This window comes from Micromonospora sp. NPDC050495 (assembly GCF_040655175.1).
GTDB lineage: Bacteria > Actinomycetota > Actinomycetes > Mycobacteriales > Micromonosporaceae > Micromonospora.
The window spans coordinates 1-24,858 of sequence record NZ_JBFAJK010000065.1 but is presented as its reverse complement, the minus strand read 5'-3'; the positions used below and the strand labels follow the sequence as shown (position 1 = coordinate 24,858).

General features: G+C 74.0%; 27 protein-coding genes and 1 pseudogene. 6 read left to right on the top strand and 22 right to left on the bottom strand.

What is annotated here, in order from left to right:
* Positions 1-130: 130 nt before the first annotated feature.
* The 9 genes and pseudogenes from AB0I11_RS31685 to AB0I11_RS31645 form a co-directional block, all read right to left on the bottom strand.
* Positions 131-1,207 carry a DivIVA domain-containing protein gene (locus AB0I11_RS31685; RefSeq protein WP_357329108.1) on the bottom strand — a complete coding sequence of 359 codons (1,077 nt, stop codon included), beginning with the start codon at positions 1,205-1,207 and terminating at the stop codon, positions 131-133.
* A gap of 21 nt (positions 1,208-1,228) precedes the next feature.
* Positions 1,229-2,374 carry a 23S rRNA (adenine(2503)-C(2))-methyltransferase RlmN gene (gene rlmN / locus AB0I11_RS31680; protein WP_357329105.1) on the bottom strand — a complete coding sequence of 382 codons (1,146 nt, stop codon included), beginning with the start codon at positions 2,372-2,374 and terminating at the stop codon, positions 1,229-1,231.
* 104 nt (positions 2,375-2,478) lie between these two features.
* Positions 2,479-4,119 carry a phosphatidate cytidylyltransferase gene (locus tag AB0I11_RS31675; RefSeq protein ID WP_357329102.1) on the bottom strand — a complete coding sequence of 547 codons (1,641 nt, stop codon included), beginning with the start codon at positions 4,117-4,119 and terminating at the stop codon, positions 2,479-2,481.
* Positions 4,120-4,459: 340 nt separating this feature from the next.
* Positions 4,460-5,017 carry a ribosome recycling factor gene (frr, locus tag AB0I11_RS31670; protein WP_357329098.1) on the bottom strand — a complete coding sequence of 186 codons (558 nt, stop codon included), beginning with the start codon at positions 5,015-5,017 and terminating at the stop codon, positions 4,460-4,462.
* Between the two features lie 86 nt (positions 5,018-5,103).
* Complete coding sequence (gene pyrH / locus AB0I11_RS31665) at positions 5,104-5,871, bottom strand: UMP kinase (protein ID WP_357329095.1); 768 nt, start codon at positions 5,869-5,871, stop codon at positions 5,104-5,106.
* Between the two features lie 161 nt (positions 5,872-6,032).
* Positions 6,033-6,863, bottom strand: a complete 831-nt coding sequence (gene tsf / locus AB0I11_RS31660) for a translation elongation factor Ts (RefSeq protein WP_357329092.1) — start codon at positions 6,861-6,863, stop codon at positions 6,033-6,035.
* A gap of 135 nt (positions 6,864-6,998) precedes the next feature.
* Complete coding sequence (rpsB, locus tag AB0I11_RS31655; RefSeq protein WP_357329089.1) at positions 6,999-7,883, bottom strand: 30S ribosomal protein S2; 885 nt, start codon at positions 7,881-7,883, stop codon at positions 6,999-7,001.
* 363 nt (positions 7,884-8,246) lie between these two features.
* A pseudogene (locus tag AB0I11_RS31650) lies at positions 8,247-9,243 on the bottom strand (hypothetical protein).
* Positions 9,244-9,398: 155 nt separating this feature from the next.
* On the bottom strand, positions 9,399-9,809 hold the full coding sequence (locus tag AB0I11_RS31645) for a VOC family protein (protein WP_357329086.1): 411 nt from the start codon (positions 9,807-9,809) through the stop codon (positions 9,399-9,401).
* Between the two features lie 145 nt (positions 9,810-9,954).
* Between AB0I11_RS31645 and AB0I11_RS31640 the strand changes: the two genes are divergently transcribed.
* From AB0I11_RS31640 to AB0I11_RS31630, 3 genes are read left to right on the top strand one after another with little or no spacing between them, the layout of a single operon-like run.
* Positions 9,955-10,314 (top strand): YraN family protein, encoded by a 360-nt coding sequence (locus AB0I11_RS31640; RefSeq protein ID WP_357329083.1) that lies wholly within the window; start codon positions 9,955-9,957, stop codon positions 10,312-10,314.
* A 1-nt stretch (position 10,315) separates the two neighbouring features.
* Complete coding sequence (locus AB0I11_RS31635; protein WP_357329080.1) at positions 10,316-11,833, top strand: YifB family Mg chelatase-like AAA ATPase; 1,518 nt, start codon at positions 10,316-10,318, stop codon at positions 11,831-11,833.
* Entirely contained in the window at positions 11,833-13,017 is a 1,185-nt protein-coding gene (locus tag AB0I11_RS31630; RefSeq protein WP_357329077.1) for a DNA-processing protein DprA, read from the top strand. Before AB0I11_RS31635 ends, AB0I11_RS31630 begins: the two co-directional genes overlap by 1 nt.
* A 221-nt stretch (positions 13,018-13,238) precedes the next feature.
* Here AB0I11_RS31630 and AB0I11_RS31625 read toward each other — a convergent pair whose 3' ends face one another.
* Entirely contained in the window at positions 13,239-13,580 is a 342-nt protein-coding gene (locus tag AB0I11_RS31625) for a hypothetical protein (protein WP_357329074.1), read from the bottom strand.
* A gap of 532 nt (positions 13,581-14,112) precedes the next feature.
* Between AB0I11_RS31625 and AB0I11_RS31620 the strand changes: the two genes are divergently transcribed.
* Positions 14,113-15,126: a tyrosine recombinase XerC gene (locus tag AB0I11_RS31620; protein ID WP_357329071.1), complete on the top strand. Its 1,014-nt coding sequence runs from the start codon at positions 14,113-14,115 to the stop codon at positions 15,124-15,126.
* Between the two features lie 55 nt (positions 15,127-15,181).
* The gene (locus tag AB0I11_RS31615) at positions 15,182-16,363 is read left to right on the top strand and encodes an aminotransferase class V-fold PLP-dependent enzyme (RefSeq protein WP_357329068.1); all 1,182 of its coding nucleotides are present in this window, start codon (positions 15,182-15,184) and stop codon (positions 16,361-16,363) included.
* 46 nt (positions 16,364-16,409) lie between these two features.
* Here the strand turns inward: AB0I11_RS31615 and AB0I11_RS31610 are convergent, their stop codons facing one another.
* Positions 16,410-17,051: a M23 family metallopeptidase gene (locus tag AB0I11_RS31610; protein WP_357329065.1), complete on the bottom strand. Its 642-nt coding sequence runs from the start codon at positions 17,049-17,051 to the stop codon at positions 16,410-16,412.
* A 131-nt stretch (positions 17,052-17,182) separates the two neighbouring features.
* Here AB0I11_RS31610 and AB0I11_RS31605 point away from each other — a divergent pair, with 131 nt between their 5' ends.
* The gene (locus AB0I11_RS31605) at positions 17,183-17,812 is read left to right on the top strand and encodes a class I SAM-dependent methyltransferase (RefSeq protein ID WP_357329062.1); all 630 of its coding nucleotides are present in this window, start codon (positions 17,183-17,185) and stop codon (positions 17,810-17,812) included.
* Positions 17,813-17,927: 115 nt separating this feature from the next.
* On the opposite strand, the gene AB0I11_RS31600 is transcribed toward AB0I11_RS31605, so the two are convergent.
* The 11 genes from AB0I11_RS31600 to AB0I11_RS31550 all read right to left on the bottom strand — a co-directional run bounded on the left by AB0I11_RS31600 (position 17,928) and on the right by AB0I11_RS31550 (position 24,756).
* Entirely contained in the window at positions 17,928-18,251 is a 324-nt protein-coding gene (locus AB0I11_RS31600) for a DUF2469 domain-containing protein (protein WP_007075222.1), read from the bottom strand.
* Positions 18,248-19,075 carry a ribonuclease HII gene (locus AB0I11_RS31595; protein WP_357329059.1) on the bottom strand — a complete coding sequence of 276 codons (828 nt, stop codon included), beginning with the start codon at positions 19,073-19,075 and terminating at the stop codon, positions 18,248-18,250. The genes AB0I11_RS31600 and AB0I11_RS31595 overlap by 4 nt, the downstream gene beginning before the upstream one ends.
* Entirely contained in the window at positions 19,069-19,560 is a 492-nt protein-coding gene (locus AB0I11_RS31590) for an NUDIX domain-containing protein (RefSeq protein WP_357329056.1), read from the bottom strand. Before AB0I11_RS31590 ends, AB0I11_RS31595 begins: the two co-directional genes overlap by 7 nt.
* A gap of 47 nt (positions 19,561-19,607) precedes the next feature.
* Positions 19,608-20,240, bottom strand: a complete 633-nt coding sequence (gene lepB, locus AB0I11_RS31585; RefSeq protein WP_357329053.1) for a signal peptidase I — start codon at positions 20,238-20,240, stop codon at positions 19,608-19,610.
* Positions 20,237-21,118, bottom strand: coding sequence for a signal peptidase I (lepB, locus tag AB0I11_RS31580; RefSeq protein WP_357329050.1), 882 nt, complete (start codon positions 21,116-21,118; stop codon positions 20,237-20,239). The genes lepB (AB0I11_RS31585) and lepB (AB0I11_RS31580) overlap by 4 nt, the downstream gene beginning before the upstream one ends.
* Before the next feature lie 163 nt (positions 21,119-21,281).
* Entirely contained in the window at positions 21,282-21,641 is a 360-nt protein-coding gene (gene rplS, locus AB0I11_RS31575; RefSeq protein ID WP_132265126.1) for a 50S ribosomal protein L19, read from the bottom strand.
* A gap of 171 nt (positions 21,642-21,812) precedes the next feature.
* On the bottom strand, positions 21,813-22,601 hold the full coding sequence (trmD, locus tag AB0I11_RS31570) for a tRNA (guanosine(37)-N1)-methyltransferase TrmD (protein WP_357329047.1): 789 nt from the start codon (positions 22,599-22,601) through the stop codon (positions 21,813-21,815).
* 13 nt (positions 22,602-22,614) lie between these two features.
* The gene (gene rimM / locus AB0I11_RS31565) at positions 22,615-23,154 is read right to left on the bottom strand and encodes a ribosome maturation factor RimM (RefSeq protein WP_357329044.1); all 540 of its coding nucleotides are present in this window, start codon (positions 23,152-23,154) and stop codon (positions 22,615-22,617) included.
* Positions 23,154-23,414 (bottom strand): RNA-binding protein, encoded by a 261-nt coding sequence (locus tag AB0I11_RS31560; protein ID WP_187399607.1) that lies wholly within the window; start codon positions 23,412-23,414, stop codon positions 23,154-23,156. The genes rimM and AB0I11_RS31560 overlap by 1 nt, the downstream gene beginning before the upstream one ends.
* Complete coding sequence (gene rpsP, locus AB0I11_RS31555; protein ID WP_357329039.1) at positions 23,389-23,865, bottom strand: 30S ribosomal protein S16; 477 nt, start codon at positions 23,863-23,865, stop codon at positions 23,389-23,391. The genes AB0I11_RS31560 and rpsP overlap by 26 nt, the downstream gene beginning before the upstream one ends.
* 243 nt (positions 23,866-24,108) lie before the next feature.
* Positions 24,109-24,756, bottom strand: coding sequence for a DUF402 domain-containing protein (locus AB0I11_RS31550; protein WP_357329036.1), 648 nt, complete (start codon positions 24,754-24,756; stop codon positions 24,109-24,111).
* Positions 24,757-24,858: the final 102 nt, after the last annotated feature.

Here is a 24,858-nt window from a genome sequence, read left to right as displayed (position 1 = left end):
GCAACCCACCCCAATACGAAAACGTCGGCCTTCAAGACCACAACCAGGTCTTGAAGGCCGACGTCACGCAGAACCCAAATTAACCAACAGCATCCCGCACGGGGACGGGCCCTCGTCGTCGTCGGTGGGCTCAGCGGCCCAGCAGGATGTCCTGCACGTCCTTGAGCGCGGCGTCGACCTCGGCCTCGAAGTAGCCGCCGGGCACCAGCCCGAAGCGCAGCGTGTCCAGGTCCTTCGGGTTCACCGGCATCTGATTGCGGCCCTGCATGCCACCGAGCAGCGCCTCGAAGAACCGGTCCACCTGGTCCGGGTCGTACCCGCTGCCGAAGCGGCGCACCTGGAAGCTGCGCCGGATCTGGTCGACCCGGTAGAGGTCGCTGCCGGGCGGGCCGGCCATCGGCGGCCCCACCATCGGCGGACCGGCCATCGGCGGCGGGCCGGGCGGCATCCCCGGGCCGGGGCCGTAGCCCTGCTCCGGGCCGAAGCCCTGCTGCGGCAGCGGCGGCGGGCCGGCCGGGCCGCGGCCACGCGGGTCGCGGGAATCGCGCGGGTCCCGCTCGGGCATCCGGATCTCGGCGGTCATGTCGGCGCGCCCGTGCCGGCCGGCCTCGAACCCGTCGAACCGCTCCTCCTGGCCGTAGCCGGCCGGGCCCGGCGGCAGGCCGCGCGGCGGCGGCCCGCCGTGCCCCATCGGGCCGGGACCGCCCGGGCCCATCGGGCCGGGACCACCGGGGCCGCGGGGCGCGTCGTAGCCGCCGCGCGGGGCGTCGTAGCCGCCGGCGAAGGCGCCGGTGGGCTCGTCGTAGCGGTTGCCGTACCGGTCGGGCGGGCCGGGCTGCGCGGGCATCTGCCGGGGCGGCATCGGGGGCTGCGGCACCGGCGACAGGCCACGGTCGTCGCGCATCGGCGGGCCCATCCGGTCGGCGAGCCGCGGGTCGCCGCCACGCCCGCCGGGGGCGGCGCCGCGCTCCTCCAGCTCGGCGAGCTGCCGCTCGACCCGGTCGAGGTGCAGATCGACCTGCCACTCGTCGTAGCCGTTGAACCGGACCCGGAAGACGACGTCGTGGACCTCCTGGGAGGCCACGGGCGCGCCGACCGGCTGACCGGCGAGCGTCGCCTCCACCCGGTCCAGGAAGGCGTCGACCTCGTCGACCTTGTATCCCCGGCGGAGCGCCTTACGCCGGAAACGCTGACCCTGACTCGCCACTATGTCTCCTGGTCTCTACCGCTACGCCGTCGCGGTGCGGGGGTCGGTGTCGCTGTCCTCGGCGGCGGCGAGTTGGCCACACGCGCCGTCGATCTCGCGCCCCCGGGTGTCCCGCACCGTGGTCGACACCCCGGCGTCGCGCAACCGCCGGACGAACTCCCGCTCGACCGGCTTCGGGCTGGCGTCCCAGCGGCTGCCCGGAGTCGGGTTGAGCGGGATGAGGTTCACGTGGGCCAACTTGCCGGCCAACAGCCGCCCGAGCAGATCGGCTCTCCACGGCTGGTCGTTCACGTCCTTGATCATCGCGTACTCGATCGACACGCGACGCCCCGTCGTGGCCGCGTAGTCCCACGCCGCATCCAGCACCTCGGACACCTTCCAGCGCTGGTTGACCGGGACGAGTTCGTCGCGCAGCTCATCATCGGGGGCGTGCAGCGACAACGCAAGGGTCACTGAGAGGTCTTCGCTGGCCAGTCGGCGGATGGCCGGCACCAGGCCGACCGTGGAAACGGTGATGTGCCGCTGGGACAGGCCGAGCCCTTCCGGGGCCGGCGCGACCAGCCGGCGGATCGCCGCCACCACCCGCGAGTAGTTGGCCAGCGGCTCGCCCATGCCCATGAACACCACGTGCGACAGGCGCGGCGGCGAGCCGGCGACCGCCCCGGAGGCGGCCACCCCGGCCAGGTAGACCGCCTGGTCGACAATCTCCGCGGTGGAGAGGTTGCGGGTCAGCCCGGCCTGGCCGGTGGCGCAGAACGGGCAGGCCATGCCGCAGCCGGCCTGACTGGAGATGCAGACGGTGACCCGGTCCGGGTAGCCCATCAACACGCTCTCCACCAGCGAGCCGTCGTGCAGCCGCCAGAGTGCCTTGCGGGTCGCGCCGTCGTCGCAGGCCAGCTCGCGGACCGGAGTGAGCAGGGCGGGCAGCATTGCGCCGGCCAGCCGCTGCCGGGACGCGGCCGGCAGGTCCGTCATCCGCTCCGGGTCCCGGACCAGCCGGCCGAAGTAGTGGTTGGAGATCTGCTTCGCGCGGAACGCCGGCTCCCCCAGCTCGGTGACGAGGGCCTGCCGGCCCGGCAGGTCCAGGTCGGCGAGGTGACGGGGCGGCATCGCCGGGCGGCGACCACGGGCGTCGGGGTCCACGGAAATCAGGGGGAGGCTCGTCATGGCGCGTCCAGTCTGACACGCCGGAAGCGGGACGCACCCGTCCGTAGGTCCTGAATCGGCCCCGACCGGCCGGCGGATGCGCTCCCGCCCGCGTGATTCACGCCTCAGCCCGCCATCGGCACGAGGACCGCCAGCAGCAGGTACGCCGTCGGCACCGCGAACAGGATCGAGTCGAGCCGGTCCATCAGCCCGCCGTGCCCGGGCAGCAGGTTGCTCATGTCCTTGACCCCGAGATCCCGCTTGATCATCGACTCGGCCAGGTCGCCGAGGACGGCCGCGCCGGAGATCGCCAGCCCGAACACGGCGCCCCACCAGGGGGCCACGTCGAGCAGCAGCCAGAGCAGCAGGGCGCTGCCCGCCGCGGCCGCGGTGACCGAACCGGCGAAGCCCTCCCAGGACTTCTTCGGGCTGATCTTCGGGGCCATCGGGTGCTTGCCGAAGGCCACGCCGGCCGCGTACCCGCCGGTGTCGGAGAGCACCACGGCAATCAGGGTGACCAGCACCCGCAGGTGCCCGTCGTCCGGCGCGGCGGCCAGCATCGCCGCGAAGCCGCCAAGGAAGGGCACGTAGACCGCGATCAGGGTGGCCGCAGTGAGGTCGCGTTGGTAGTTGCCCGGGCCGTCGCCGAGCCGCCAGATCATCGTGCCGAGCACGGTGACCAGCAGGCCGAGGCTGAGCGCGTCGGGCCCGGCGAACCAGGCCAGGGCGATGGTGAGCACACCGCCGGCGATCAGCGGCACCAGCGGCGGGTGGGCGCCGCCGCGCCGCACCGCGCGGGCCATCTCCCAGATGCCGATCCCCACCGCGGCGGCGACCACCGCCAGGAACGCCGGCAGGTAGAAGAAGAGGGGCAGCACGATCGCCGCGCCGAGGGCCAGCCCGACCCCGATCGCGGCGGGCAGGTTACGCCCGGCCCGGCCGGTCGCCGGCTGGGTGGTCGGCGGCCGGTCGGCCGAGGCCCGGCGCCGGCCCCGGGTCCGGCGGCCCGCCGGCGCCGGCTCGTCCCCGGCCGCCGGCCGCGCGGCGATCGGCTCGTCGCGCACCGGCGCGATCTGGGCCGTCGGGTAGTCCCCACCCGGCCCGTCGGGGCGCCACCGCTCGGGTCCGTCCCGATCCGGCGGGGCGTCGTCGCGGACCGGCCGGTCGTAGGGACGATCCCCGGGATCGTCGTAGCCGGTGCCGCCCGACCCGTCGTAGCCACGCTCCGCGGGCCGGTCGTAGCCACGCTCCCCGGGCCGGTCGTAGCCACGCTCCCCGGGCCGGTCGTAGCCACGCTCCCCGGGCAGGTCGTAGCCACGCTCCCCGGGCCGGTCGTAGGCCGTCGCGTACGGCCCGCCGTCCTGGAGCCGGCCGCGCGGGTCCGGGCCGCCGAGACCCTCGTCGCGGTAGCGGCGGTCGTCGGCCGGGTCGCCGTCGCGGGCCGGGCCGGCGAAGCGCATCGGGTGGTCGGGCCGGTGGCCGGGTTCCGCACCGTAGCCGGGCGGGGCGCCGGGTCCGCCGCCGTAGCCGGGCCCCCCGTCGTGGGGGCGGCCACCGCGCGGCGCGTCGAACCCGTTGTCCGGGCGGGGTCGGGCGTACGGGTCGGCGGCGGGACGGGTCCGCGGCTCGGCGTGGGCCTCCGGCGCGCCGGGCCGGTGCCAGCGGCCCGGCTCAAGATCGGTGTCGGGCCAGGGCAGCGCCGCCGGACGCTCGGGGCGGTCCCAGCCGCCCGGCTCGGCCGTGCCGTAGGGGTCGGGGTGGGACATCACGCACCGGTACGCGATGCGAGTGCCGCCACATGACGCAAGACCAAAACCATCCCCTACAGGCGCGACTGCTCCGGTTGACCGGCCCGACGGCCGGCCGATTCCCGCCGTTCATCCGGTGGTGGCCGGGAATCGTGCCGAGCCTACTGCACCCGGGAAGCCGGCACGGCGGACGATCACCCACCCACGACGGCGGCACCGGCGCCGCCGCCCCGACGGCGGCGGCTCCCGGCGGCCCGGTCGGCCCCCCGTCCGGCCGGAGCCGCCGGGGAGCCGAGGTCGGGCCCGAAGTCGTCGTCGGAGCGGCGGCACCGGTGCCGTCCGCGGTGGGTACGAGCGCTCAGACCTCGAGCAGCTCGTTCTCCTTGTGCTTGACCAACTCGTCGACCGTGGCGACGCAGCGCTGGGTCAGGTCGTCCAGGTCCTTCTCGGCGCGCCGGCCCTCGTCCTCGCCGACCTCGCCGTCCTTGACCAGGCGGTCCAGCTCTTCCTTGCCCTTGCGCCGGATGTTGCGGACGGCGACCTTGGCCTCCTCGCCCTTGTGCCGGGCGACCTTGATCATCTCGCGGCGCCGCTCCTCGGTCATCTGCGGGAGCAGGATGCGCAGCTGGTTGCCCTCGTTGTTCGGGTTGACCCCGAGGTCCGAGTCGCGGATGGCCTTCTCCATGGCACCGAGCTGCGAGTTGTCGTACGGCTTGATGATCACCATGCGCGGCTCGGGAACCCCGATGGAGGCCATCTGGGGCAGCGGGGTCGGGGTGCCGTAGTAGTCGATCACGATCCGGGAGAACATGGCGGCGTTGGCGCGACCGGTACGGATCCCGCCGAACTCCTCCTTGGCGTGCTCGATGGCACGCTCCATCTTCTCCTCGGCCTCGAGGAGGGTGTCGTCGATCACCGGTCTCCTCGCCTCCTTCTGTAGCTCGTGGTGGGCTGTGCTGCTGCTGTGCTGTCGGAGGACCGCTGCCGGCTCGACCGGGCCGTTCAGGCGGTGATCAGCGTGCCGATCTTCTCACCGCTGACGGCACGGACGATCGTGTCGTCGCCCTGCGCGCCGAAGACCAGCATCGGCAGGCCGTTCTCCATGCAGAGACTGAAGGCCGCGGCGTCGGCCACCCGCAGGTTGCGGCGCAGCACCTCGGAGAAGGTGATCGAGTCGAGCTTGCTCGCCGTCGGGTCGATCCGCGGGTCGGCGGTGTAGACCGCGTCCACGCCGTTCTTGCTCATCAGCACCACGTCGGCGTGGATCTCCAGCGCCCGCTGCGCGGCCACCGTGTCGGTGGAGAAGTACGGCATGCCGGCGCCCGCGCCGAAGATGACCACGCGGCCCTTCTCCAGGTGCCGGATCGCCCGCAGCGGGATGTACGGCTCGGCGACCTGGGCCATCGTGATGGCGCTCTGCACCCGGGTCTCGATGCCTTCCTTCTCCAGGAAGTCCTGGAGGGCCAGGCAGTTCATCACCGTGCCGAGCATGCCCATGTAGTCGGCCCGGGCCCGGTCCATGCCCCGCTTCTGCAACTCGGCGCCGCGGAAGAAGTTGCCGCCGCCGACCACCACGGAGACCTGCACGCCGCGGCGCACCACGGTGGCGATCTGCCGGGCGATGCCCTGCACGACGTCCGGGTCGACGCCGATCGCGCCGCCGCCGAAGACCTCACCGGAGAGCTTCAGCACCACCCGGCGGGCCCGCCCGGGCGGTGGGGCGGTCGGATCGTCCGCCGCCAGGCTCCGGTCACTCACAACCTGCGTCATCCGCCGCGCCCCTTCCGTCGCGCACCTCGCGTGCGCCCGTACCGCGTAACTGCCGCTGCCGACCCTATGTGACGAGGAGGCCGCGGTGCCTGTCACGTACACCGGCGGCCTCCTCGTCGACGTTTCCCTGCCGCCGGTCGCGTCCGCGCCCGGCGGGCGGATCAGGCCTGGCCGACCTCGAACCGCACGAAGCGGGTGACCTCGATGCCGGCGTCGGCCAGCAGCTGCTTCACCGTCTTCTTGTTGTCGGCGACCGACGCCTGCTCCAGCAGGACGAAGTCCTTGAAGAAGGCGTTGACCCGGCCCTCGACGATCTTCGGCAGCGCCGCCTCGGGCTTGTTCTCCTCGCGGGCGGTCTGCTCGGCGATGCGCCGCTCCGACTCGACCACGTCGGCCGGGACCTCGTCGCGGGTCAGGTACTTCGGCCGCATGGCGGCGATCTGCATCGCCACGCCGCGGGCGTCCGCGTCGCCGGCCTCGTCGGACTTGCCGGCGTACTGCACCAGCACGCCGACGGCCGGGGGCAGGTCCTGGCTCTTGCGGTGCAGGTAGACGGCGGTGGCGCCGCCCTCCAGCCGGGCGAAGCGGTTGAGCACCAGCTTCTCGCCGATCTTGGCGGACTGCTCCTGGATCAGGTCGGCGACCGGCTTGCCGTCGATGGTGCTGGCGAGCAGCTCCTCGGCGCTGTTCACGCCGCTGCGCTCGCCGTGCTCCACCAGCTGCTGGGCCAGGGCGATGAAGGCGTCGTTCTTGGCCACGAAGTCGGTCTCGCAGTTGAGCTCCAGCAGCGAGGTGCCGGAGTGCGCGATCAGACCGTTGGCGGCCGTGCGGCCGGCCCGCTTGCCGACGTCCTTGGCGCCCTTGACGCGCAGGATCTCGATGGCCTTGTCGAAGTCGCCCTCCGCCTCGGTCAGCGCCTTCTTGGAGTCCATCATGCCGGCGCCGGTGAGGTCGCGGAGCTTCTTGACGTCCGCGGCGGTGAAGTTGGACATGACTCTCTCTTCGGTGTTTGAGACTGCGGTGGGATGGTCTGGCTGCCGGTTACCCGGATCCGGGCCGGTTGTGCCCGGCGTACCCGCCGCGCCCCACCGGCCGGGAAATCGGACGGTGGGGACGCGACGGCGCGATCACTCCGCGGCGGCGGTCGCCGGCTGCTCGGCGGTCGCCGGCTGCTCGGCGGTCGCGGGCTGCTCGGCGGCGGCCGCCGGCTGCTCGTCGGCCTTCTTCGGCTCCTCGAGCAGCTCGCGCTCCCACTCGGCCAGCGGCTCGTCGGTGCCGACCTGGCCCGGCTCCGGCTTCTCGTCGCCGCCCCGGCCCCGGCCGGAGCGGGCGATCAGACCGTCGGCCACGGCGGCCGCGACGACCTTGGTCAGCAGCTCGGCCGAGCGGATCGCGTCGTCGTTGCCCGGGATCGGGAAGTCGACCTCGTCCGGGTCGCAGTTGGTGTCGAGCACGGCGATCACCGGGATGCCCAGCTTGCGGGCCTCGTCGACGGCGATGTGCTCCTTCTTGGTGTCGACGATCCAGACCGCCGCCGGGAGCTTCTGCATGTCGCGCAGGCCACCGAGGGTCTTGGTCAGCTTGATCTTCTCGCGGGAGAGCTGCAGGGTCTCCTTCTTGGTGTAACCGGCGGCGGTGCCGCTCAGGTCACCCAGGGCCTCCAGCTCCTTCATCCGCTGCAGCCGCTTGTACACCGTCTGGAAGTTGGTCAGCATGCCGCCGAGCCAGCGGTGGTTGACGTACGGCTGACCGACCCGGGTCGCCTGCTCGGCGATGGCCTCCTGGGCCTGCTTCTTGGTGCCGACGAAGAGGATGCTGCCGCCCCCGGCCACCGTGGTGCGCACGAAGTCGTACGCCTTCTCGATGTAGTCGAGGGTCTGGCGCAGGTCGATGATGTAGATACCGTTGCGCTCGGTGAAGATGAAGCGCTTCATCTTCGGGTTCCAGCGCCGGGTCTGGTGCCCGAAGTGGACACCGCTCTCCAGCAGCTGGCGCATGGTCACGACGGCCATGGGGTACTCCTAGTTTCCCTGGTTGTCCCGTCCGGCCGGCGGCCGGACGCCTGGCGCCCGGTCGGCGGCCATGACGGACCCGAACGGGATCGGGACCAGGGAGGCCGTCGCCCCACGGAACGGTCCGTGGAGAGGGCACGCGAGGTCGACCGCGCGAGGCGGTCGCCAGTCGACCAGTGTACGCGCTCTCCCGCGGCCCCGGTCCCGGGGTGCGGGAACCGCCCGGGGCGGCCACCCGTCGGACCCGGCCACCGAGGTACGGGAACCGCAGGCGGGTGGCCGGGCGGGCGGCCCGGTCGCCGGGGCCGCGACCGCGCCCCGGTTCCGGACATACCTCCGGGTCGGGGAGGTATGTCCGCGGGGTCAGCGGGCGGCGAGCGCGGCGGCCAGGAAGAGCACCAGCCCGACGGTCAGGTAGGCGGTCGGCGGCCGGAGCCAACCGCGGCTGCCGTCGGCGAGGGCCAGCCCACCGGTGCGCAACCCGTACAGGCCGGCGCCGAAGATCGGCAGGCCGACCACCAGGAACGTGCCCACCACGACGTGCGAGGTGGAGACCGGGTCGCCGACCAGACCGTGCAGCAGCACCCGCAGCGCGGGGGCCTCCAGGACCAGCACGAGCGCCGCCAGCAGCACGGCCAGCACCGGCCGGCGGGTCCGGTAGACCCCGTCGCCCGGCTTCGCCGCGTCCGGCCGGGGAGCCACCGACGGCATCGGGCCGGTCGGCAACTCCAGCGGGTGCGGCACCGGCCCGGGCGCGACCTCGGCACCGGTGACGCCGGGCCGCTCCCCGACGGTCAGCGGCGTGGCCCCGGGGTACGCGGGGCGCTCCGCGCCGGCCGGCACCCCGGCGGGACGCTCGCCGGCCGGCAGCACGGGGGCGCCGGCGTGCGCCGGATGGTCCCCGACGGTGCCCGGCGCCGGGGCCGGCTCCGCCGGACGGGTCGGCTCGACGATCGGGTAGCCGCCGAGCGGGCCGGACCGCAGCGGGTCGGCGCCGAGCGGTCCGGCCTCCCGGCTGGCCCCGCCGAGCGGGTCGGCGGCCTCCCGGGCGGCCCGCCGGCCGGCCCGCTCGCCCGGCAGCTCGGTGGAGGTGTCCGGATCATCCGTCCAGCGCGACCGGCGGTAACCGTCGGCCCCGTCGACCAGCGGATCGGCCCCGCCGTACGGTGCGGCCTCGCCGTACCGGAAGCCCTCACGCTGCTCGGGGACAAGGTAGTCGTCGTCGCGATGCCGCGGCTCGGCCCGCCAGTCCGGCTCGGCGTACCCCCGGTCGCCCCAGCGCGACCCCTGCTCATCCTCGGGAAAGCTCCGTCGTCCGTCCACGACCGGCACGGTATGCGACCGGAACCCGGTCCGCCATTCGGCCCCGAGCGGCATCGCCGCTGGTCGATGCCGTTCGACCCGGCTCCCGGGGCGACCCGCCGAGCCGGGCCGGCGGATCGCCCCGGGCGGGGTGACGACGTCCGCGTCGGTCGTTGTGGCGCACCCGGCGCGTCGGGACCGGCGCTACCGCCCCTACCTGTCCGTGGGCCAGATCGGGCCCTGGTCGGTCCAGGTGACGCCCTTGTTGCGGCAGAGGCAGAACGGGTGGCCGACGGGGTCGGTGTAGACGCGCCAGCCGTAGCCGTTGGGGCCGACGGAGTCCTGCCGCAGGGTCGCGCCGAGGGCCAGCATGCGGCTCTGCTCGGCCTCGATGTCGTCGACTTCGAAGTCGAGATGGAACTGCTTGGGGTGCTCGCCGTCGGGCCACCGCGGGGCCCGGTAGTCCGCCACCCGGATGAAGGCCAACTCGATCTCGCCGAACCGGATACCGGCCCAGTCGTTGTTGCTGCCCTCCTTGACCGGGCGGCCCGTCACCGCTGCGTAGAAGGCCGCCAGCTCCATCGGGTCCGGGCAGTCGATGATGAAATCAGTGAGTCGCAGCATGCGGCGATGCTGCCACACGGTCACGGCAGCCGGAGCCGTAGCACACCCGACCCATGATCGTCCGGTCGTCCACAGCCCACCCCGTCATCCACAGGCGGGCGTCGCCGGAGCACGCCACCGCCCGGTACGCGGCACCGTCGTCGCCATGACGAAGCGGAACCAGGCCGTCGGCGCGTACGGCGAGCGGTGCGCGGTCCGGCACCTGATCGAGGCGGGACTGCGCCCGGTCGCCCGGAACTGGCGGTGCGCCGACGGCGAGATCGACATCATCGCCTGGGAGGGCGAGGTGCTCGCCTTCTGCGAGGTCAAGACCCGCCGCACCGACGACTTCGGCACCCCCGCCGAGGCGGTCGTCCGGGCGAAGGCACGGCGGCTGCGCGGTCTGGCCGCGCGCTGGCTGGCCGAGACCGGCACCCACGCCGGCGAGGTCCGCTTCGACGTCCTCGCCGTCCGGCTCCCCACCGCCGGGCCGGCCCGGGTCGAGCACCTGAAGGGCGCGTTCTGAGATGAGCTACGCCAAGGTGCTCTCCGTCGGGCTGGTCGGCGTGACCGGACACGTGGTGGAGGTGGAGGCCGACCTCGCCCTCGGGCTGCCCGGCGTGGTCATCTCCGGCCTGCCCGACACCGCCCTGCACGAGGCCCGGGACCGGGTCCGGGCCGCGATCGTGAACTCGGGCCAGAAGTGGCCGAACCGGCGGATCACCCTCAACCTGCTCCCGGCCACCCTGCCCAAATACGGTTCGGCGTTCGACCTGGCCATCGCGGTGGCCGTGCTCGGCGGCTCGGGCGAGTTGCCGCTGCAGTCGCTGGACCGGACGGTGATCCTCGGCGAGCTGGGCCTCGACGGCGCCGTCCGCCCGGTGCGCGGTGTCCTGCCGATGGTCGCCGCCGCCGCGCGCGCCGGCCTGGACCGCGTCGTCGTGCCCGCCGCCAACGCCGCCGAGGCGGCCGTGCTGCCCGGCGTACGGATCCGGGCCGTGGACACGCTGCACCGCCTGGTGGCCTTCGTCCGCGACGGCACTCCGCTGCTGCCGCCACCGGCCGCCGAGCCGCCCACCGCCCCCGGCGGCCCCGACCTGGCCGACGTGGCCGGTCAGGGGTTCGGCCGCCGGGCGCTGGAGGTGGCCGCCGCCGGCGGGCACCACCTGGCCCTGCTCGGCCCGCCCGGCGCCGGCAAGACCATGCTGGCCGAGCGGCTCCCGTCGATCCTGCCGGCGCTGGACGACGACGCCGCGCTGGAGGTCACCGCGCTGCACTCCATCGCCGGTCTGCTGCCGCCCGGCGGACGGCTGCTGCGCCGTCCGCCGTTCCAGGCGCCGCACCACACCGCCACGGTGCCGTCCCTGGTCGGCGGGGGCTCCGGCCTGGCCCGTCCCGGGGCGGTGTCGCTGGCCCATCGCGGGGTGCTCTTCCTCGACGAGGCGCCCGAGTTCAGCAAGCCGGCGCTGGAGGCGCTGCGCCAGCCGCTGGAGAGCGGCCGGGTACGGGTGACCCGGGCGCACGGCGCCACCGAATACCCGGCCCGGACCCAACTGGTGCTGGCCGCCAACCCGTGCCCCTGTGCCAAGCCGTCCGGCGATCTCGACTGCGAATGCACTCCCCTGGCCCGCCGGCGCTACCTGGGCCGGCTCTCCGGGCCGCTGCTCGACCGGGTCGACCTGCAGGTGCGGCTGCACCCGGTGCGGGCCGCGGAGCTGCTGGCGACCGGCACCCCGCCCGAGTGTTCGGCCACGGTGGCCGACCGGGTGGCCGGGGCGCGCCGGGCCGCCGCCGACCGGTGGTCGAGCACCGGCCACCGGGTGAACGCAGACGTCCCCGGCCCCTACCTGCGCCGCCCGCCCTGGCAGCTGCCGGGCCGGGACATCCGGGAACTGCGCCGGCGGCTCGACTCCGGTTCGCTCTCCGCCCGGGGGTTCGACCGGGTGCTCCGGCTCGCCTGGACCATCGCCGACCTGGACGGGCGGGACCGGCCGGAGGGCGACGACATCGCCGAGGCCGTGCACCTGCGGATGGGTGAGGGCTGATGACCGGCACCGACGAGGACCGGCTGGCCCGGGTGGCGCTGACCTGGCTGGCCGAGCCCGGCACCCGGGCCGTGTTCCACCTGGTCAAGGAGGTCGGCGCGGTCGCCGCGCTGGACCTGCTGCTGCGCGGCGAGGCGGCGGACTCGGCGCTGCGGTCGACCGTGGCGGCCCGGTCGAGCGGCGGGGACGCGCGGGCAGTGGCCGAGCAGGCGTTGGCCCGCGCCGAACGGCTCGGCGCCCGGCTGGTCACCCCCCACGACGACGAGTGGCCGCACCAGGTCGCGGACCTGACCCGGCTCCAGCTCTCCGAGGCCACCCGCAAGGTCGATCTGGAGACCGCTCCCCCGCTCTGCTTCTGGGTGCGCGGCGCCTGGCCGCTGGGGCAGGCCTTCGAGCGGTCAGTGGCCGTGGTCGGGGCGCGGGCGGCCACCCCGTACGGGACGCACGTCGCCACCGAACTGGGCTACGGGCTCGCCGAGCGGGACTGGACGGTCGTCTCCGGCGGCGCGTTCGGCATCGACTCCGCCGCGCACCGGGGCGCGCTGACCGCCGGCGGGCTGACCGTGGCGGTGCTCGCCTGCGGGCTGGACCGCCCCTACCCGATGGGCAACACGGCGCTGTTCGACCGGATCACGGAGACCGGCCTGCTGGTCAGCGAGTGGCTGCCGGGCGCGGAGCCGCTGCGGCCCCGGTTCCTCATCCGCAACCGGGTCATCGCGGCCGCCACCCGCGGCACCGTGCTGGTCGAGGCGGCGGCGCGCAGCGGGGCCACCCAGACGTTGAACCGGGCGATCGGCGTCCTGCGCACCGGGATGGTGGTGCCCGGGCCGGTCACCTCGGCCATGTCCGTCGGCGCGCACCGGTCGCTGCGCGACGAGCCCCGGGCCCGGCTGGTCACCGGGGTCGCGCACGTGCTGGAGGAGGTGGGACGGATCGGCGCTGACCTGGCGCCGCCGGACCGGGCCCCAGAGCGCCTCCGCGACGGCCTCGACGACGCGGCGACCCAGGTGCTGGAGGCGTTGCCCCGGCGCAGACCGCTCGCGCTGGAGGCCGTCGCGGCCCGGGCCGGGGTCGACCTGCGTACCGCCATGCGGAAGCTGTCCATGCTGGAGGAGTTGTCCCTGGTGGTCCGCCGCGACGACGGATACGCGCTGGCCCCGGCGTCGTCCGGCGGCCGGAGGTGAGCCGGCTCGTGGTGGCGGCATCAGGCACCCGACCACTGGAGCTGGGCCGACCCCGACCCGGCCCGGGCCGCGGTGGCGGGCCTGCTGGCCAGCTCGGTCTGACCCGGACCGGGGCAGGGCCGAACCCGCCGGCACGCCGACGGCCGGCCCGCCCGCCGGTGGCCGGCCCCCCGCCGGTGGCAGGCCCGCCCGCCGGTGACCGGCCCGCCCGCCGGTGAGGATCAGTCGCCCTCGAAGCGGATCTCGACATTCCGGCCGTTCAGGCAGCGTCGGACGAGCAGGGCGAGCCGCCGGATCCGCTCGGCCTCCGCCGGCACCCGGGCCACCTCCATGAGGCAGCGCAGCTCGTCGAGCAGCTGCGGGGCCGACTCGACGCCGACCACCAGCTCGCCGAGCGGGTCGACGCGGTCCAGCAGCGGCGTACGTCCCCCGCCGCGCACCCGCTTGAGCAGGTCCAGGAGCACGTCGTCCGGATCCGCCACCGTCTCGGTCGCGACGTAGGACGGTCGGCCCCGAGGCGGCCCCGCGCGCACCTGCCGGTAGAGGACGGCATCCACACCCACGTCCGGTCCCTCCTCCCGTCAGCGCCCACCCTGCGGCTCGACGCCCGTACCGTCCGACTCGCGAATCACCCTTCCGCGCCGCCACCCGAGGGCGTCCGGCGTTACGCACCGCTCCAGCCGCCGCGACTGAGGAGATGCCTACGTCGACGGCGGTCCCGATCCAGCCCTCGCTGCGACCCGATCCGCGGCCACCGTCCATTTCGTAGGAACAGTTTCCCCTGTCCAGGTCCCGTTCAGCCAGCCCCGGGAACGAGCCACCCCGGTATCCGCCCACCAGGCAGCCTCCGCCCCGGGACGCCGCGCGATGCGGTGATCCAACTGCGGGCGCCCATCCACCCGGGCGCGCCGCCCGCGCGGTGGCCCACCCGCCCGGTGGCCCACCCGCCCGGTGGCCCGCCTGCTCGGTGGCCGCGTCGTAGGCTGGATCGGTGTCCACCGCCAGTAGGTTCCACCGGGTTCGCGGCGTACCGCGACCGGGGCGGGCCGGCCCGGCGCGGGCGGCGAGCCCGATCCCGACGGCTGGGCGGGACCGGTGAGTAGCGGCGGCCGGCCGGGCACTCGGGACCTGCATCAAGGGCTGCCGCCGGCCATGCGGGAGGCGGTGGACGACTTCGCCGACCACCTGGCCCGGGTCCGCAACCGCTCCGCGCACACCGTCCGGGCGTACGTCGGCGACGTGGTCTCGCTGCTCGACCACGGGACGCGGATGGGCTGTGCGGACCTGTCGGAGCTGGACCTGACGGTGCTGCGCAGTTGGCTGGCGCGGCAGCGGACCACGGGCATCGCCCGCACGTCACTGGCCCGGCGGGCCGCCTCCGCCCGCACGTTCAGCGCCTGGGCGCACCGGGCTGGCCTGCTCGGCAGCGATGTGGGCGCCGCGCTGGCCAGCCCGAAGGCACACCGGGAGCTGCCCAGCGTGCTCCGCGCCGACCAGGCCGCCGCCCTGATGGCCATGCCGGACCGGCACGTCCCGCCGACGCCGGACACCACCGTCCCCGAGGCGGACCCCGCGCCGGACCGCCCGGTCGGGCCGGCCGAGGAGGCGGTGCTGCTGCGGGACCGGCTGCTGCTCGAACTCCTCTACGCCACCGGCGTACGGATTAGCGAGGCGTGCGGCGTGAACATCGCCGACGTGGACCACGCCCGGCGGGTGATCCGGGTGCTGGGCAAGGGTGGCCGGGAGCGGACCGTGCCGTACGGGGTGCCCGCCCAGCGCGCGCTGGACGAGTGGCTCACCCGCGGCCGGCCGGCCGTGGCCGGTCCCGGCTCGGGCGGGGCGCTGCTGCTCGGGGCCCGGGGCGGACGGCTCAACCCGACCACGGCCCGACGGATCGTCGCCGGGTACGCCGAGGCCGCCGGCCTGCCTCGGACCACCCCGCACGCACTGCGCCACTCGGCCGCGACCCATCTGCTGGAGGGCGGCGCGGACCTGCGGGCGGTGCAGGAACTGCTGGGCCACTCCTCACTGGCCAGCACGCAGATCTACACCCACGTGTCGGTGGAGCGGCTACGCGCGGCGTACCGGCAGGCGCATCCGCGCGCCTGACCGGCGACCTGGGAGAACCCCAAGTTGATGATCCACGAAGGGCTACGATCGGCGGATGACCGTTCCGCGGCCACCCGAGCCGATTCCCGGGGCTCGGCTGCTCTTCTCCCTCGATCCATCGGTCAGCTATCTCAACCATGGCGCGTTCGGCGCGGTGCCGATCGGCGTGCAACGGGCCCAGCAACGGCTGCGTGACGAGATGGAGGCGAACCCACTGCGCTTCTTCACCCAGGGCCTGGTGGAGCGGATCGCCCACACCCGGCGGCACCTGGCCACGTTCCTGGGCGCCGACCCGGACGGCACCGCCCTGGTGGGCAACGCCACCACCGGCGCCGCCGTGGTGCTCCAGTCGCTCGGCCTGCGCGCCGACGACGAGGTGCTGACCACCGACCACGGGTACGGCGCGGTCGCCTTCGCCGTGGAGCGGGAGTGCGCGCGGACCGGCGCGACGCACCGCTGCCTGCCGGTGCCGCTGGACGCGGGTGACGAGGAGATCGTCGAGATCGTCCGGGCCGGGCTGCGCCCGGGGCGTACCCGGCTGCTGATCGTCGACCAGCTCACCTCGCCCACCGCCAAGCTGTTCCCGACCGCCGCGATCGCCGGGGTGGCCCGCGAGCGGGGCGTGCCGGTGCTGGTCGACGCCGCGCACGCGCCGGGCATGCTGCCGATCAGCGTGGCCTCGATCGGCGCCGACTTCTGGGTCGGCAACCTGCACAAGTGGGCGTACGCGCCGCGCGGCACCGCCGCGCTGGTGGTGAGCGAGCCGTGGCGGGAACGCATCCAGCCGCTGGTCGTCTCCTGGGAGCAGCACGGCGGCTACCCCGCGCGGGTCGAATGGCAGGCGACGCTGGACTACACCGGCTGGTTGGCCGCCCCGGCGGGCCTGTTCACCCTGCGCAGCCTCGGCGTCGACCGGGTGCGCGCGCACAACGCCGCGCTGGCCGCGTACGGGCAGCGGGTGGTCGGGGACGCGCTCGGGGTGGCGCCGGCCGACCTGCCGGACCCGGGCGGACCGACGGTGGCCATGCGCCTGGTCCCGCTGCCGCCCGGCGTCGCCACCACGGTCGACGCGGCACACGAGCTGCGCGCCAGGATCGCGGAGCGTCTCGACGCCGAGGTCTCGGTGGCCGGCTGGAACGGCCGGGGTTGGCTGCGCCTCTGCGGCCAGGTCTACAACACGCCGGAGGAGTACGACCGGTTGGCGATCCGCCTGCCCACGCTGCTCGCCCAGGGCTGAGCGGTCACTCACCGGACCCACGGCCCGTGGCCCGCTGAGCGGTCGCTCACCGGGCCAGCCGGAGGGGCGACGCCGGGTCGACCGGCAGCAGCCGGACCGGCCCGAGACCGAGCAGGGCGAGCGGGTCCAGGTAGTCCTCGCCCCGACGCAGTCCCCAGTGCAGGCAGGCGGCCGCCGGGCAGCCGGGATGGCCGGCGAGCAGCGCGCCGATCGGCGTGCCGGCGGCGACCCGGGCACCGGCCGGCAGCCCGGGTCGGACCGGCTCGTAGGTGGTGCGCAGCCCACCGGCGTGGCCCACGGTGACCACCGGACGCCCAGCCACCGGGCCGGCGAAGAGGACCGTCCCGGCGACGGCGGCACGGACCTCGGCGCCCGGGGCGGCGGCCAGGTCCACTCCCCGGTGGCCGGGCAGCCACGGCTGCGGCGGCGGGTCGAACCGGCGTACCGGCCGGGGCGTGCCGGCGAGCGGCCAGGCCGCCGTCCACAAGGGTCCGCCGGCCGGGGCGTGGTGGTGTCCGCTGACCCCGCCGACGCCCGGCGCCGACGACGCCGCCCCCGACTCACCGGCTCCCGGCGCCGGCCCGGCCGGCGCGACGCCGGCGCCCGGCAGGACGGCCGGCCCGGTGAGGTGGAGGGCGAGCAGCAGGCATCCGACGGCGGTCAGCCGTCCCGACGGTGAGGTCCACACGCCGGCAGCCTGCCGGCGGACCGAGCCGTCCCGCCACCGCCGGCGGGCGTCTTTGTGGACGGTGGTCGAGCTGTGCACAGCGCCCCACGCACGGGGCAGATCTGTTACGGGACCGGGCCTATGCTGGCCGCGTGACGACGGACTGGTACGCCTGGCACGCCGACTATGACCAGCCGGACTCGGCGCTGTCCCGGCGGCTGGCCGAGGTGCGCGACCAGGTCCGGGCGGCCCTGGACACCGCGCCGGCCGGTGCGCTGCGGGCGGTCAGTCTCTGCGCCGGCCAGGGGTCCGACCTGCTGCCGGTGCTCGCCACCCATCCCCGCCGCGACGACGTGACCGCGCGCCTGGTCGAGCTGGACCCGCGCAACGCCGAGGTGGCCCGGCGGTTCGCCGCCGAGGCCGGCCTGCACCGGGTGGAGGTGGTGGTCGGGGACGCCGCGCGCACCGACCAGTACGCGGACCTGGCGCCGGCGCACCTGGTGCTGGCCTGCGGCATCTTCGGCAACATCGTCGACGCGGACATCCGGAACACGGTCCGGCACTGCGCCGCGCTCTGCGCCACCGGCGGGACGGTCGTCTGGACCCGGCACCGCCGCGAGCCGGACCTGGTGCCCACCCTCTGCGCGTGGTTCGCCGAGGAGGGCTTCGAACCGGTCGCGTTGAGCAGCCCTGCGGACGGGGTCGGGGTGGGCGCGCACCGCTTCACCGGGATGCCCCGCCCACTGCCGGCCGGCGCCACCATGTTCGAGTTCGTGCGCTAGCCGACGACCGCAGCCGGTCGGGCAGCCCGGGGGCCGAAGAAGGCCCGCCGACTACCTGCTGCGGCGGGTCGAGATGGTGGCGGCGGTGTCCGGCCGCCGGGCCGGAACGGCCGGGTCAGCCGCCGAATCCGGAATCTGCGGGAAGCGAAATGTCGGGCTTTTCGAGCTCTTCGACGTTGACGTCCTTGAAGGTCATCACCCGGACATTCTTCACGAACCGCGCCGGGCGGTACATGTCCCACACCCAGGCGTCGTGCATCTCGACCTCGAAGTAGACCTCGCCGTCGGAGTTGCGGACGTGCAGGTCGACCTGGTTCGCCAGGTAGAAGCGGCGCTCGGTCTCCACCACGTAGGAGAATTGGCGGACAATGTCGCGGTACTCCCGGTAGAGCTGCAGCTCCATCTCGGTCTCGTACTTCTCGAGATCTTCCGCGCTCATCGCACTCCGCCTTCCATGACCACATCTTCCCCCACCGGTGCCGGGGGTCGCGGCTGCTCGCCCAACGCCACGCCGACGGTACTCCCTGGCGCGCCGGAGCGCTCCATCGGCGTGTCCGGGCCCTCGGCCACCCCGCCACCGACCACCGGGCGCCGGGCCCGGGGCGGCCGGCCGTCCCGGCCCGAGACGGCCGCCACGTTCACGTACGAGAAGCGGTGCTCCCGGCAGGGCCCCCGCTCCCGCAGCGCGGCGGTGTGCTCGGGGGTGATGTACCCCTTGTGCTCGGCGAAGCCGTAGCCCGGGTACCGCCCGTCCAACTCCACCATGATCCGATCCCGGGTGACCTTGGCGAGCACGCTCGCCGCCGCCACGCAGGCAGCCACCCGGTCGCCCTTCCAGACCGCCAGCCCCGGCACGTCCAACCCGTCGACGCCGAAGCCGTCGGTCAGCACGTACTCCGGGCGGGTGGTCAGCGAGGCCAGCGCGCGCCGCATCGCGGCCAGGTTGCACACGTGCAGCCCGCGACCGTCGACCTCCTCGGCCGGGATGACCACCACCGCGTACGCCAGCGCCCGCGCCACCACCTCGTCGTAGACCCGTTCCCGGGCCGCCGGGGTGAGCAGCTTGGAGTCGGCCAGCTCGTCGATCTCGCCGCGCCGCCCCTCGGGCAGCACCGCGGCGGCGGCCACCAGCGGGCCGGCGCAGGCCCCCCGGCCGGCCTCGTCGGCGCCCGCCACGTGCCGGAAGCCCCGCCGTTGCAGGGCCCGTTCCAGGGCGTAGAGGCCGCCGTCGCGGCGCACCACGGTGCGCGGCGGGGTCAGCACGGCACACTCCCGTTGCCGGCGGGCACCGAACCGGCGCCGAGCGCCCGGGTGAGCAGGTCCGGCAGGTCGGTCGGGTAGTACCGCTCGGTGCTGGCGGCCAGCTCCGCGACCGTCCACCAGCGGTGCCCGTGCACGCTGGCCCGCTCGATCTCGTCGAAGCCGGCCGTGTCGACCGCCCAGCCGGGCACCCGGACCAGGAAGAACTCCTGCTCCTGCCGGTACCAGACGCCGTCGAACGGAAACTCGATCGTCTCGGCCCGGACCGGGTCGCCCAGCTCGGCCGGGGCCAGCCGCAGGCCGGTCTCCTCGGCCAACTCGCGGGCCGCGCCCTCGGCCGGCGTCTCCTCCGGGTGCAGGCCACCACCGGGGGTGAACCAGTAGCGGTGGCCGGGCCGGGCCGGATCGCTGCCCTCGAAGAGGAGCACCCGGGCGCCCGCGTCGACGAGCAGCACCCGGGCCGCGCGGCGAGGGTGGTAGGTGGTCACCGCCCAAGACTGCCAGACGGCTCCGACAGCCGCCCATGCCCTCCCGGTCAGGGCTTGGGAATCCCGTCGAACTGCTTCGGCACACTGAGCCAGGTGGCCCGGTTGACCGGCCAGAAGATGGTGAAGGCCCGGCCGATGACCTGGTCCTCGGGAATGGTGGCCTCGTTGATGTCCTCGCCCGACTGCTGCCAGTGCTCCAGCGAGTCGCCGGAGGCCTCCCGGTGGTCACCCATCACCCAGAGCCGACCCTCCGGCACGGTGATGTCGAAGTCCTGGTCCGCCGGCTTGTTGCCGGGGAAGATGAACGGCTCGTCGATCGGCTTGCCGTTGATGATCAGGCGCTCCTGGTCGCCGGTGTGGTCGCAGCAGACGACGTGGTCGCCGCCGACGCCGATCACCCGCTTGATGAAGTCCTCACCGTCGGGGTTGCCGCTCCACTCGGTGGGCGCCTTGAACACGATCACCTCACCCCGGTGCGGGGAGCGGAAATCGTAGACCAACTTGTTGACCAGCACCCGATCGTCGATCTTGAGAGTGTTCTCCATGGAGGGCGACGGGATGAAGAAGGTCTGCAGCACGAAGGCACGTACCAGCACCGCGACCAGGATCGCCACACCCAGGAGAATGGGCAGCTCCTTCCAGAAGGAGCTGCGCGGCTTTTCGGTCTGCTCGTCAATCACGGGAGGAGCCTACGTCCCCGGGTGCGACGCAGTCGCCCCGAACGCGCGAGAACGGAGAGGGCGGCCGAGGTCGGCAGGAGCAGGACCACACCACCCACCGGGTTCGGATCCACCGGCACCGGCCGGGCCGGCGCCGCGTCAGGCTGCGGCAGGTCGGCGAAGGTCCGCGGGACGGGCAGGGTGGTCCACCGCTGCTGCGGCCAGACGATCATGAAGGCCCGCCCCACCACGTTGTCGATCGGCACCGGCCCCTGGCAACGGGCGTCCTGCGAGACCAACCGGTGGTCACCCATCACGAAGATCTGCCCCGGCGGTACGACCACCTCGTTGAACTTGCGGGAGCGGCACTCCTTCGGGTTCGGCGGCAGGTTCTCCGGGGAGTCCTCGGTCACGTACGACCGCTCGTCCAGCGGCACGCCGTTGACCACCACCCGGCCGTCGTCGCAGCACCAGACCTTGTCGCCGGGTACGCCGATGACCCGCTTGATGAAGTCCTTCTCCCCCGGCCGGCTGACGCCGACCAGATCGCCCAGCGTGCGGCCGAGCTTGCCGGCGAAGTTGGTCGGCGGCGCGGGGGCTTCCTGGGCGACCCAGTTGTCGGTGCCCCGGAAGACCACCACCTCGCCACGGACCGGATCGCGGACGTCGTAGACGACCTTGTTGACCAGCACCCGGTCGCCGATGAGCAGGGTGTTCTCCATCGACCCGGAGGGGATGAAGAACGCCTGGAGCAGGAAGGTGCGGATCAGCACCGCGAGGCAGAAGGCCACGATCAACAGCAGTGGCAACTCCTGCCAGAGCGGCATCTGCCGCCGGGTGCGCCGGGACCTCCGGCGCCACGGATCGACGGCGCCGTCCTCGTCAAGCATCTGCACCATGCCACTCTCCGGTCCGCGGAAACGACACTACCGCCCGGGAGCCTCGTCGTGAGGCCCCACGGGCGGCAGTGGACCGCTGTACGCCGTCCCGCGCCCGTACGACCAGGGTAATGGGATCTGGTCGATACGACATCCGCGCAGGTCAGGCGTGGCGAGCGGGAGTTCAGCTGGCCGGCTGCTTCTCGCGCAGCTCCTTGATCTTGGCCTTCTTGCCGCGCAGCTCGCGCAGGTAGTAGAGCTTGGCCCGCCGCACGTCACCGCGGGTCACGACCTCGATCCGGTCGATCGCCGGGCTGTTCAGCGGGTAGGTGCGCTCCACGCCCACGCCGAAGCTGACCTTGCGGACCGAGAAGGTCTCGCGCAGACCGTCACCCTGGCGGCGGATGACGACGCCCTGGAAGATCTGGACCCGGGACCGGTTGCCCTCGACGACTCGCGCGTGCACCTTGACGGTGTCACCGGCGCGGAAGTCGGGCAGGTCAACGCGCTTCGACTGGGCGTCAAGGGCGTCCAGGATGTTCATCGCTGCGTCCTCGTGAGGCTCACGGCGCATCGTCAGTCGATGCGCGGATGGGTGATTCTGACCCCCGGGTGGTGGTCGGCGACGCCGACCCCCCGGCGGGGATCCACAGAGCCGACCCCCGGTCGAGGGTCCTCGCAGCCGCCCACGGCGTGGACGGATGCGGCAACCCCTCTACTTTGCCACATCCCCCGGCGGCAGCTGAAATCCACCCCGCTCCAACGCCGCCCGGTCCCGTTTGTCCAGGCTCTCCGCGCTGAGCGCGGCGATCATGTCGGGGCGACGGTCCGCCGTGCGCAGCAGCGCCTCGTCGCGCCGCCAGCGGGCGATCCGCCCGTGGTCGCCGGAGCGGAGCACCTCGGGCACCTCGTGCCCGCGCCAGCTCGACGGCTTGGTGTACATCGGGGCCTCCAACAGCCCGTGGGCGTGCGACTCCTCGTCCAGCGAGCCGGCGTTGCCCAGCACCCCGGGCAGCAGCCGGGTGACCGCCTCGAGGATCACCAGCACCGCGACCTCGCCACCGAAGAGCACGTAGTCACCGAGGGAGACCTCGGTCACCCGCATCCGGGTCGCCGCGTGCTCGAGCACCCGCTGGTCGATGCCCTCGTACCGGCCGCAGGCGAAGAGCAGGTGCGACTCGCCGGCCAGCTCGTGTGCCATGGCCTGGGTGAACGGGACGCCGGCCGGGGACGGGACGAGCAGCCGGGGCAGGGTGTGCCCGTCCGGGCTCAGCTCGTCGGGGGCCAGGGCGTCCAGCGCCTCGCCCCACGGCTCCGGCCGCATCACCATGCCGGGACCGCCGCCGTAGGGCGTGTCGTCGACCGTGCGGTGCACGTCGTGGGTCCAGGTCCGCAGATCGTGTACGGCCAGCCGCAGCGTGCCGTTGGCGCGGGCCTTGGCGATCAGCGACAGGTCCAGCGGGGCGAAGTACTCGGGAAAGATCGACACGATGTCGACGCGCATGGGGTGGCTCCAGTCAGAGGTCGAGCAGCCCGCCGGGCAGCTCCACCACCACGCGTCCGCCCGCGAGGTCGACCTCGGGCACCATCGCCTTGACGAACGGGATGAGCGCGGTCCGCCCTTCCGGGCGGCGCAGCACCAGCAGGTCGGAGGCGGGGGCGTGGTCGATCCGGGCCACCTCGCCCAGCCGCTCGCCGGCCGGGGTGACCACGGCCAGGCCGACCAGCTGGTGGTCGAGGAACTCCTCGGGGTCCTCCGGGGCAGCCACGTCGGCGCTGTCCACGCTGAGCAGGGTGCCGCGCAGCGCCTCGGCGACGTCACGGCCCAGCACGCCCTCGAAGGCGACCAGCATCCGCCCCTGGTGCCAGCGGGCGGCCTCGACGGTCAACTCCGCGGGCACCCGCCAGGCGCCCGGCTCGGACGGGACCGCCCCGGGCGCGGTGCGCAGCACCGTGCCCGGGGCGAACCGTGCTTCGGGCTCATCGGTCCGCACCTCCACGGTGACCTCACCGCGGATCCCGTGCGGCTTACCGATCCGGCCGACGACGAGAAGCATCAGTACGAGTCGACGATGTCGACGCGTACCCCGCGCCCGCCGATGGAGCCGATCACCTGGCGCAGCGCCTTGGCGGTCCGTCCGGACCGCCCGATCACCGTGCCGAGGTCCTCCGGGTGCACGCGGACCTCGAGCCGCTTGCCCCGACGGGAATCGACCATCCGCACCCGGACGTCATCCGGGTGGTCGACGATCCCCTTGACCAGGTGCTCCAGGGCGGGACGCAGCGCCATGTCAGGCCTGCTCGCCGGACTCGACACCGGTCTGCTCCTCGGCCTTCGGGGCCTCGGCCTCCGGCTTGGCGGCCTCGGGCTTGGCGGCCTCGGGCTTGGCGGCCTTCTTGGCCGGCCGGGCCGGGGTGTCCGCCACACCGGCGGCGGCCTTCGCCTCGGCCTCGTACGCCGCCTTGCGGTCGGCCCGCTCGGGGGCGACCTTCAGCGGCGGCGGGGCCGGCAGGCCCTTGAACTTCTGCCAGTCACCGGTCAGCTCCAGCAGGCGCTGCACGGCCTCGCTCGGCTGAGCGCCGACCGACAGCCAGTACTGGACCCGCTCCGACCTGACCTCGATCACCGAAGGGTCTTCCTTCGGCTGGTACACACCGACGAACTCGATCGCGCGACCGTCGCGCTTGGTGCGCGAGTCGGCGACGACGATGCGGTACTGCGGGTTGCGGATCTTGCCCATCCGCAGGAGCCGGATCTTTACGGCCACAGTTGTTTCGCTCCTGTTGCGATCTCACCGGCCCGGTACGGGCGGTGTGGCGGGTGAGCGCCGACCGGCACAGTGGGGTTTGGGCCGGAGACTGCTCGGTGAACTGGCGACGCGCCCGGGTTAGAGGGCGCCGGACGCGCGCCGGATACCAGCGACCCATTCTGCCAGATCCGACCGGGAACTCTCACACCGGACCCGGACACCACGCCCGGGGCGGATCGGGCCGTGACGGACGACACCGGATCAGCGCACCGGCGGGCGGTCCCACCCCGGCGGAAGTTCGTCCGGTACGTCCCATTCGGCGAGTGGGGTGAAGTCGCACCAGGTGCCGTCGAACGGGAACTCGCCCGCCTCGGCGATCCGGATCACCCGCTCGCCCTCGGCGCGGACCGCCTTCTCGTCGGTCACCCAGTAGTGCTCCGGGAACGCCAGCCGCTCGGCGAACTCGTCCTCGTCCTTCCACTCCCAGCTCAGGTCCGGGTACACCACCACGTCGAGGTCCTGGTCGACCATGTCGACCCCGGCCACCTCGCCGTCGTCCCACCGGACGCCGGGCTCCTCCAGGTTGACGTACCAGTTCTGGAAGCGGCCCCGCGCGTCGCGGAACCACCAGACGGAGTGGGCCGCGCCGGCCGGCAGGAACTTCAGCACCGGCGGGCCGCTCCACCGCCCCTGCGTGAGCCGGTAGGACGACGTCACCCACTCGGCGAACGGCACGGCCCGCATGCCCAGGCCGGCGACGTTCACCTCGTGCGCCACCGGCGCTTCCCGCGCCACCCAGAGCAGCAGGCCGCGTTCGTCGTCGGAGACCACCGTGGCCGACCGGACCCAGCCGATCCGGCCCTGCCGCACGTTCCGGTGCATGATCAACCGGCCGGGCTCGAAGCGCACGTCACCACCTAATCCGAAAATGACCGTGTCCAGACGCGCGGCAGCATCCCGGCGTAGCGCAGCGGAGCCGGGATGGGGTTGGCGCTGTGTGGTTATGCGGCG

Coding starts and splice junctions, on each gene's coding strand:
- rlmN (WP_357329105.1), bottom strand. CDS start 2,374: ATGACGAGCCTCCCCCTGATTTCCGTGGACCCCGACGCCCGTGGTCGC.
- AB0I11_RS31675 (WP_357329102.1), bottom strand. CDS start 4,119: ATGTCCCACCCCGACCCCTACGGCACGGCCGAGCCGGGCGGCTGGGAC.
- pyrH (WP_357329095.1), bottom strand. CDS start 5,871: ATGACGCAGGTTGTGAGTGACCGGAGCCTGGCGGCGGACGATCCGACC.
- tsf (WP_357329092.1), bottom strand. CDS start 6,863: ATGTCCAACTTCACCGCCGCGGACGTCAAGAAGCTCCGCGACCTCACC.
- rpsB (WP_357329089.1), bottom strand. CDS start 7,883: ATGGCCGTCGTGACCATGCGCCAGCTGCTGGAGAGCGGTGTCCACTTC.
- AB0I11_RS31645 (WP_357329086.1), bottom strand. CDS start 9,809: ATGCTGCGACTCACTGATTTCATCATCGACTGCCCGGACCCGATGGAG.
- AB0I11_RS31640 (WP_357329083.1), top strand. CDS start 9,955: ATGACGAAGCGGAACCAGGCCGTCGGCGCGTACGGCGAGCGGTGCGCG.
- AB0I11_RS31635 (WP_357329080.1), top strand. CDS start 10,316: ATGAGCTACGCCAAGGTGCTCTCCGTCGGGCTGGTCGGCGTGACCGGA.
- AB0I11_RS31630 (WP_357329077.1), top strand. CDS start 11,833: ATGACCGGCACCGACGAGGACCGGCTGGCCCGGGTGGCGCTGACCTGG.
- AB0I11_RS31615 (WP_357329068.1), top strand. CDS start 15,182: ATGACCGTTCCGCGGCCACCCGAGCCGATTCCCGGGGCTCGGCTGCTC.
- AB0I11_RS31600 (WP_007075222.1), bottom strand. CDS start 18,251: ATGAGCGCGGAAGATCTCGAGAAGTACGAGACCGAGATGGAGCTGCAG.
- lepB (WP_357329050.1), bottom strand. CDS start 21,118: ATGGTGCAGATGCTTGACGAGGACGGCGCCGTCGATCCGTGGCGCCGG.
- rplS (WP_132265126.1), bottom strand. CDS start 21,641: ATGAACATCCTGGACGCCCTTGACGCCCAGTCGAAGCGCGTTGACCTG.
- trmD (WP_357329047.1), bottom strand. CDS start 22,601: ATGCGCGTCGACATCGTGTCGATCTTTCCCGAGTACTTCGCCCCGCTG.
- rimM (WP_357329044.1), bottom strand. CDS start 23,154: ATGCTTCTCGTCGTCGGCCGGATCGGTAAGCCGCACGGGATCCGCGGT.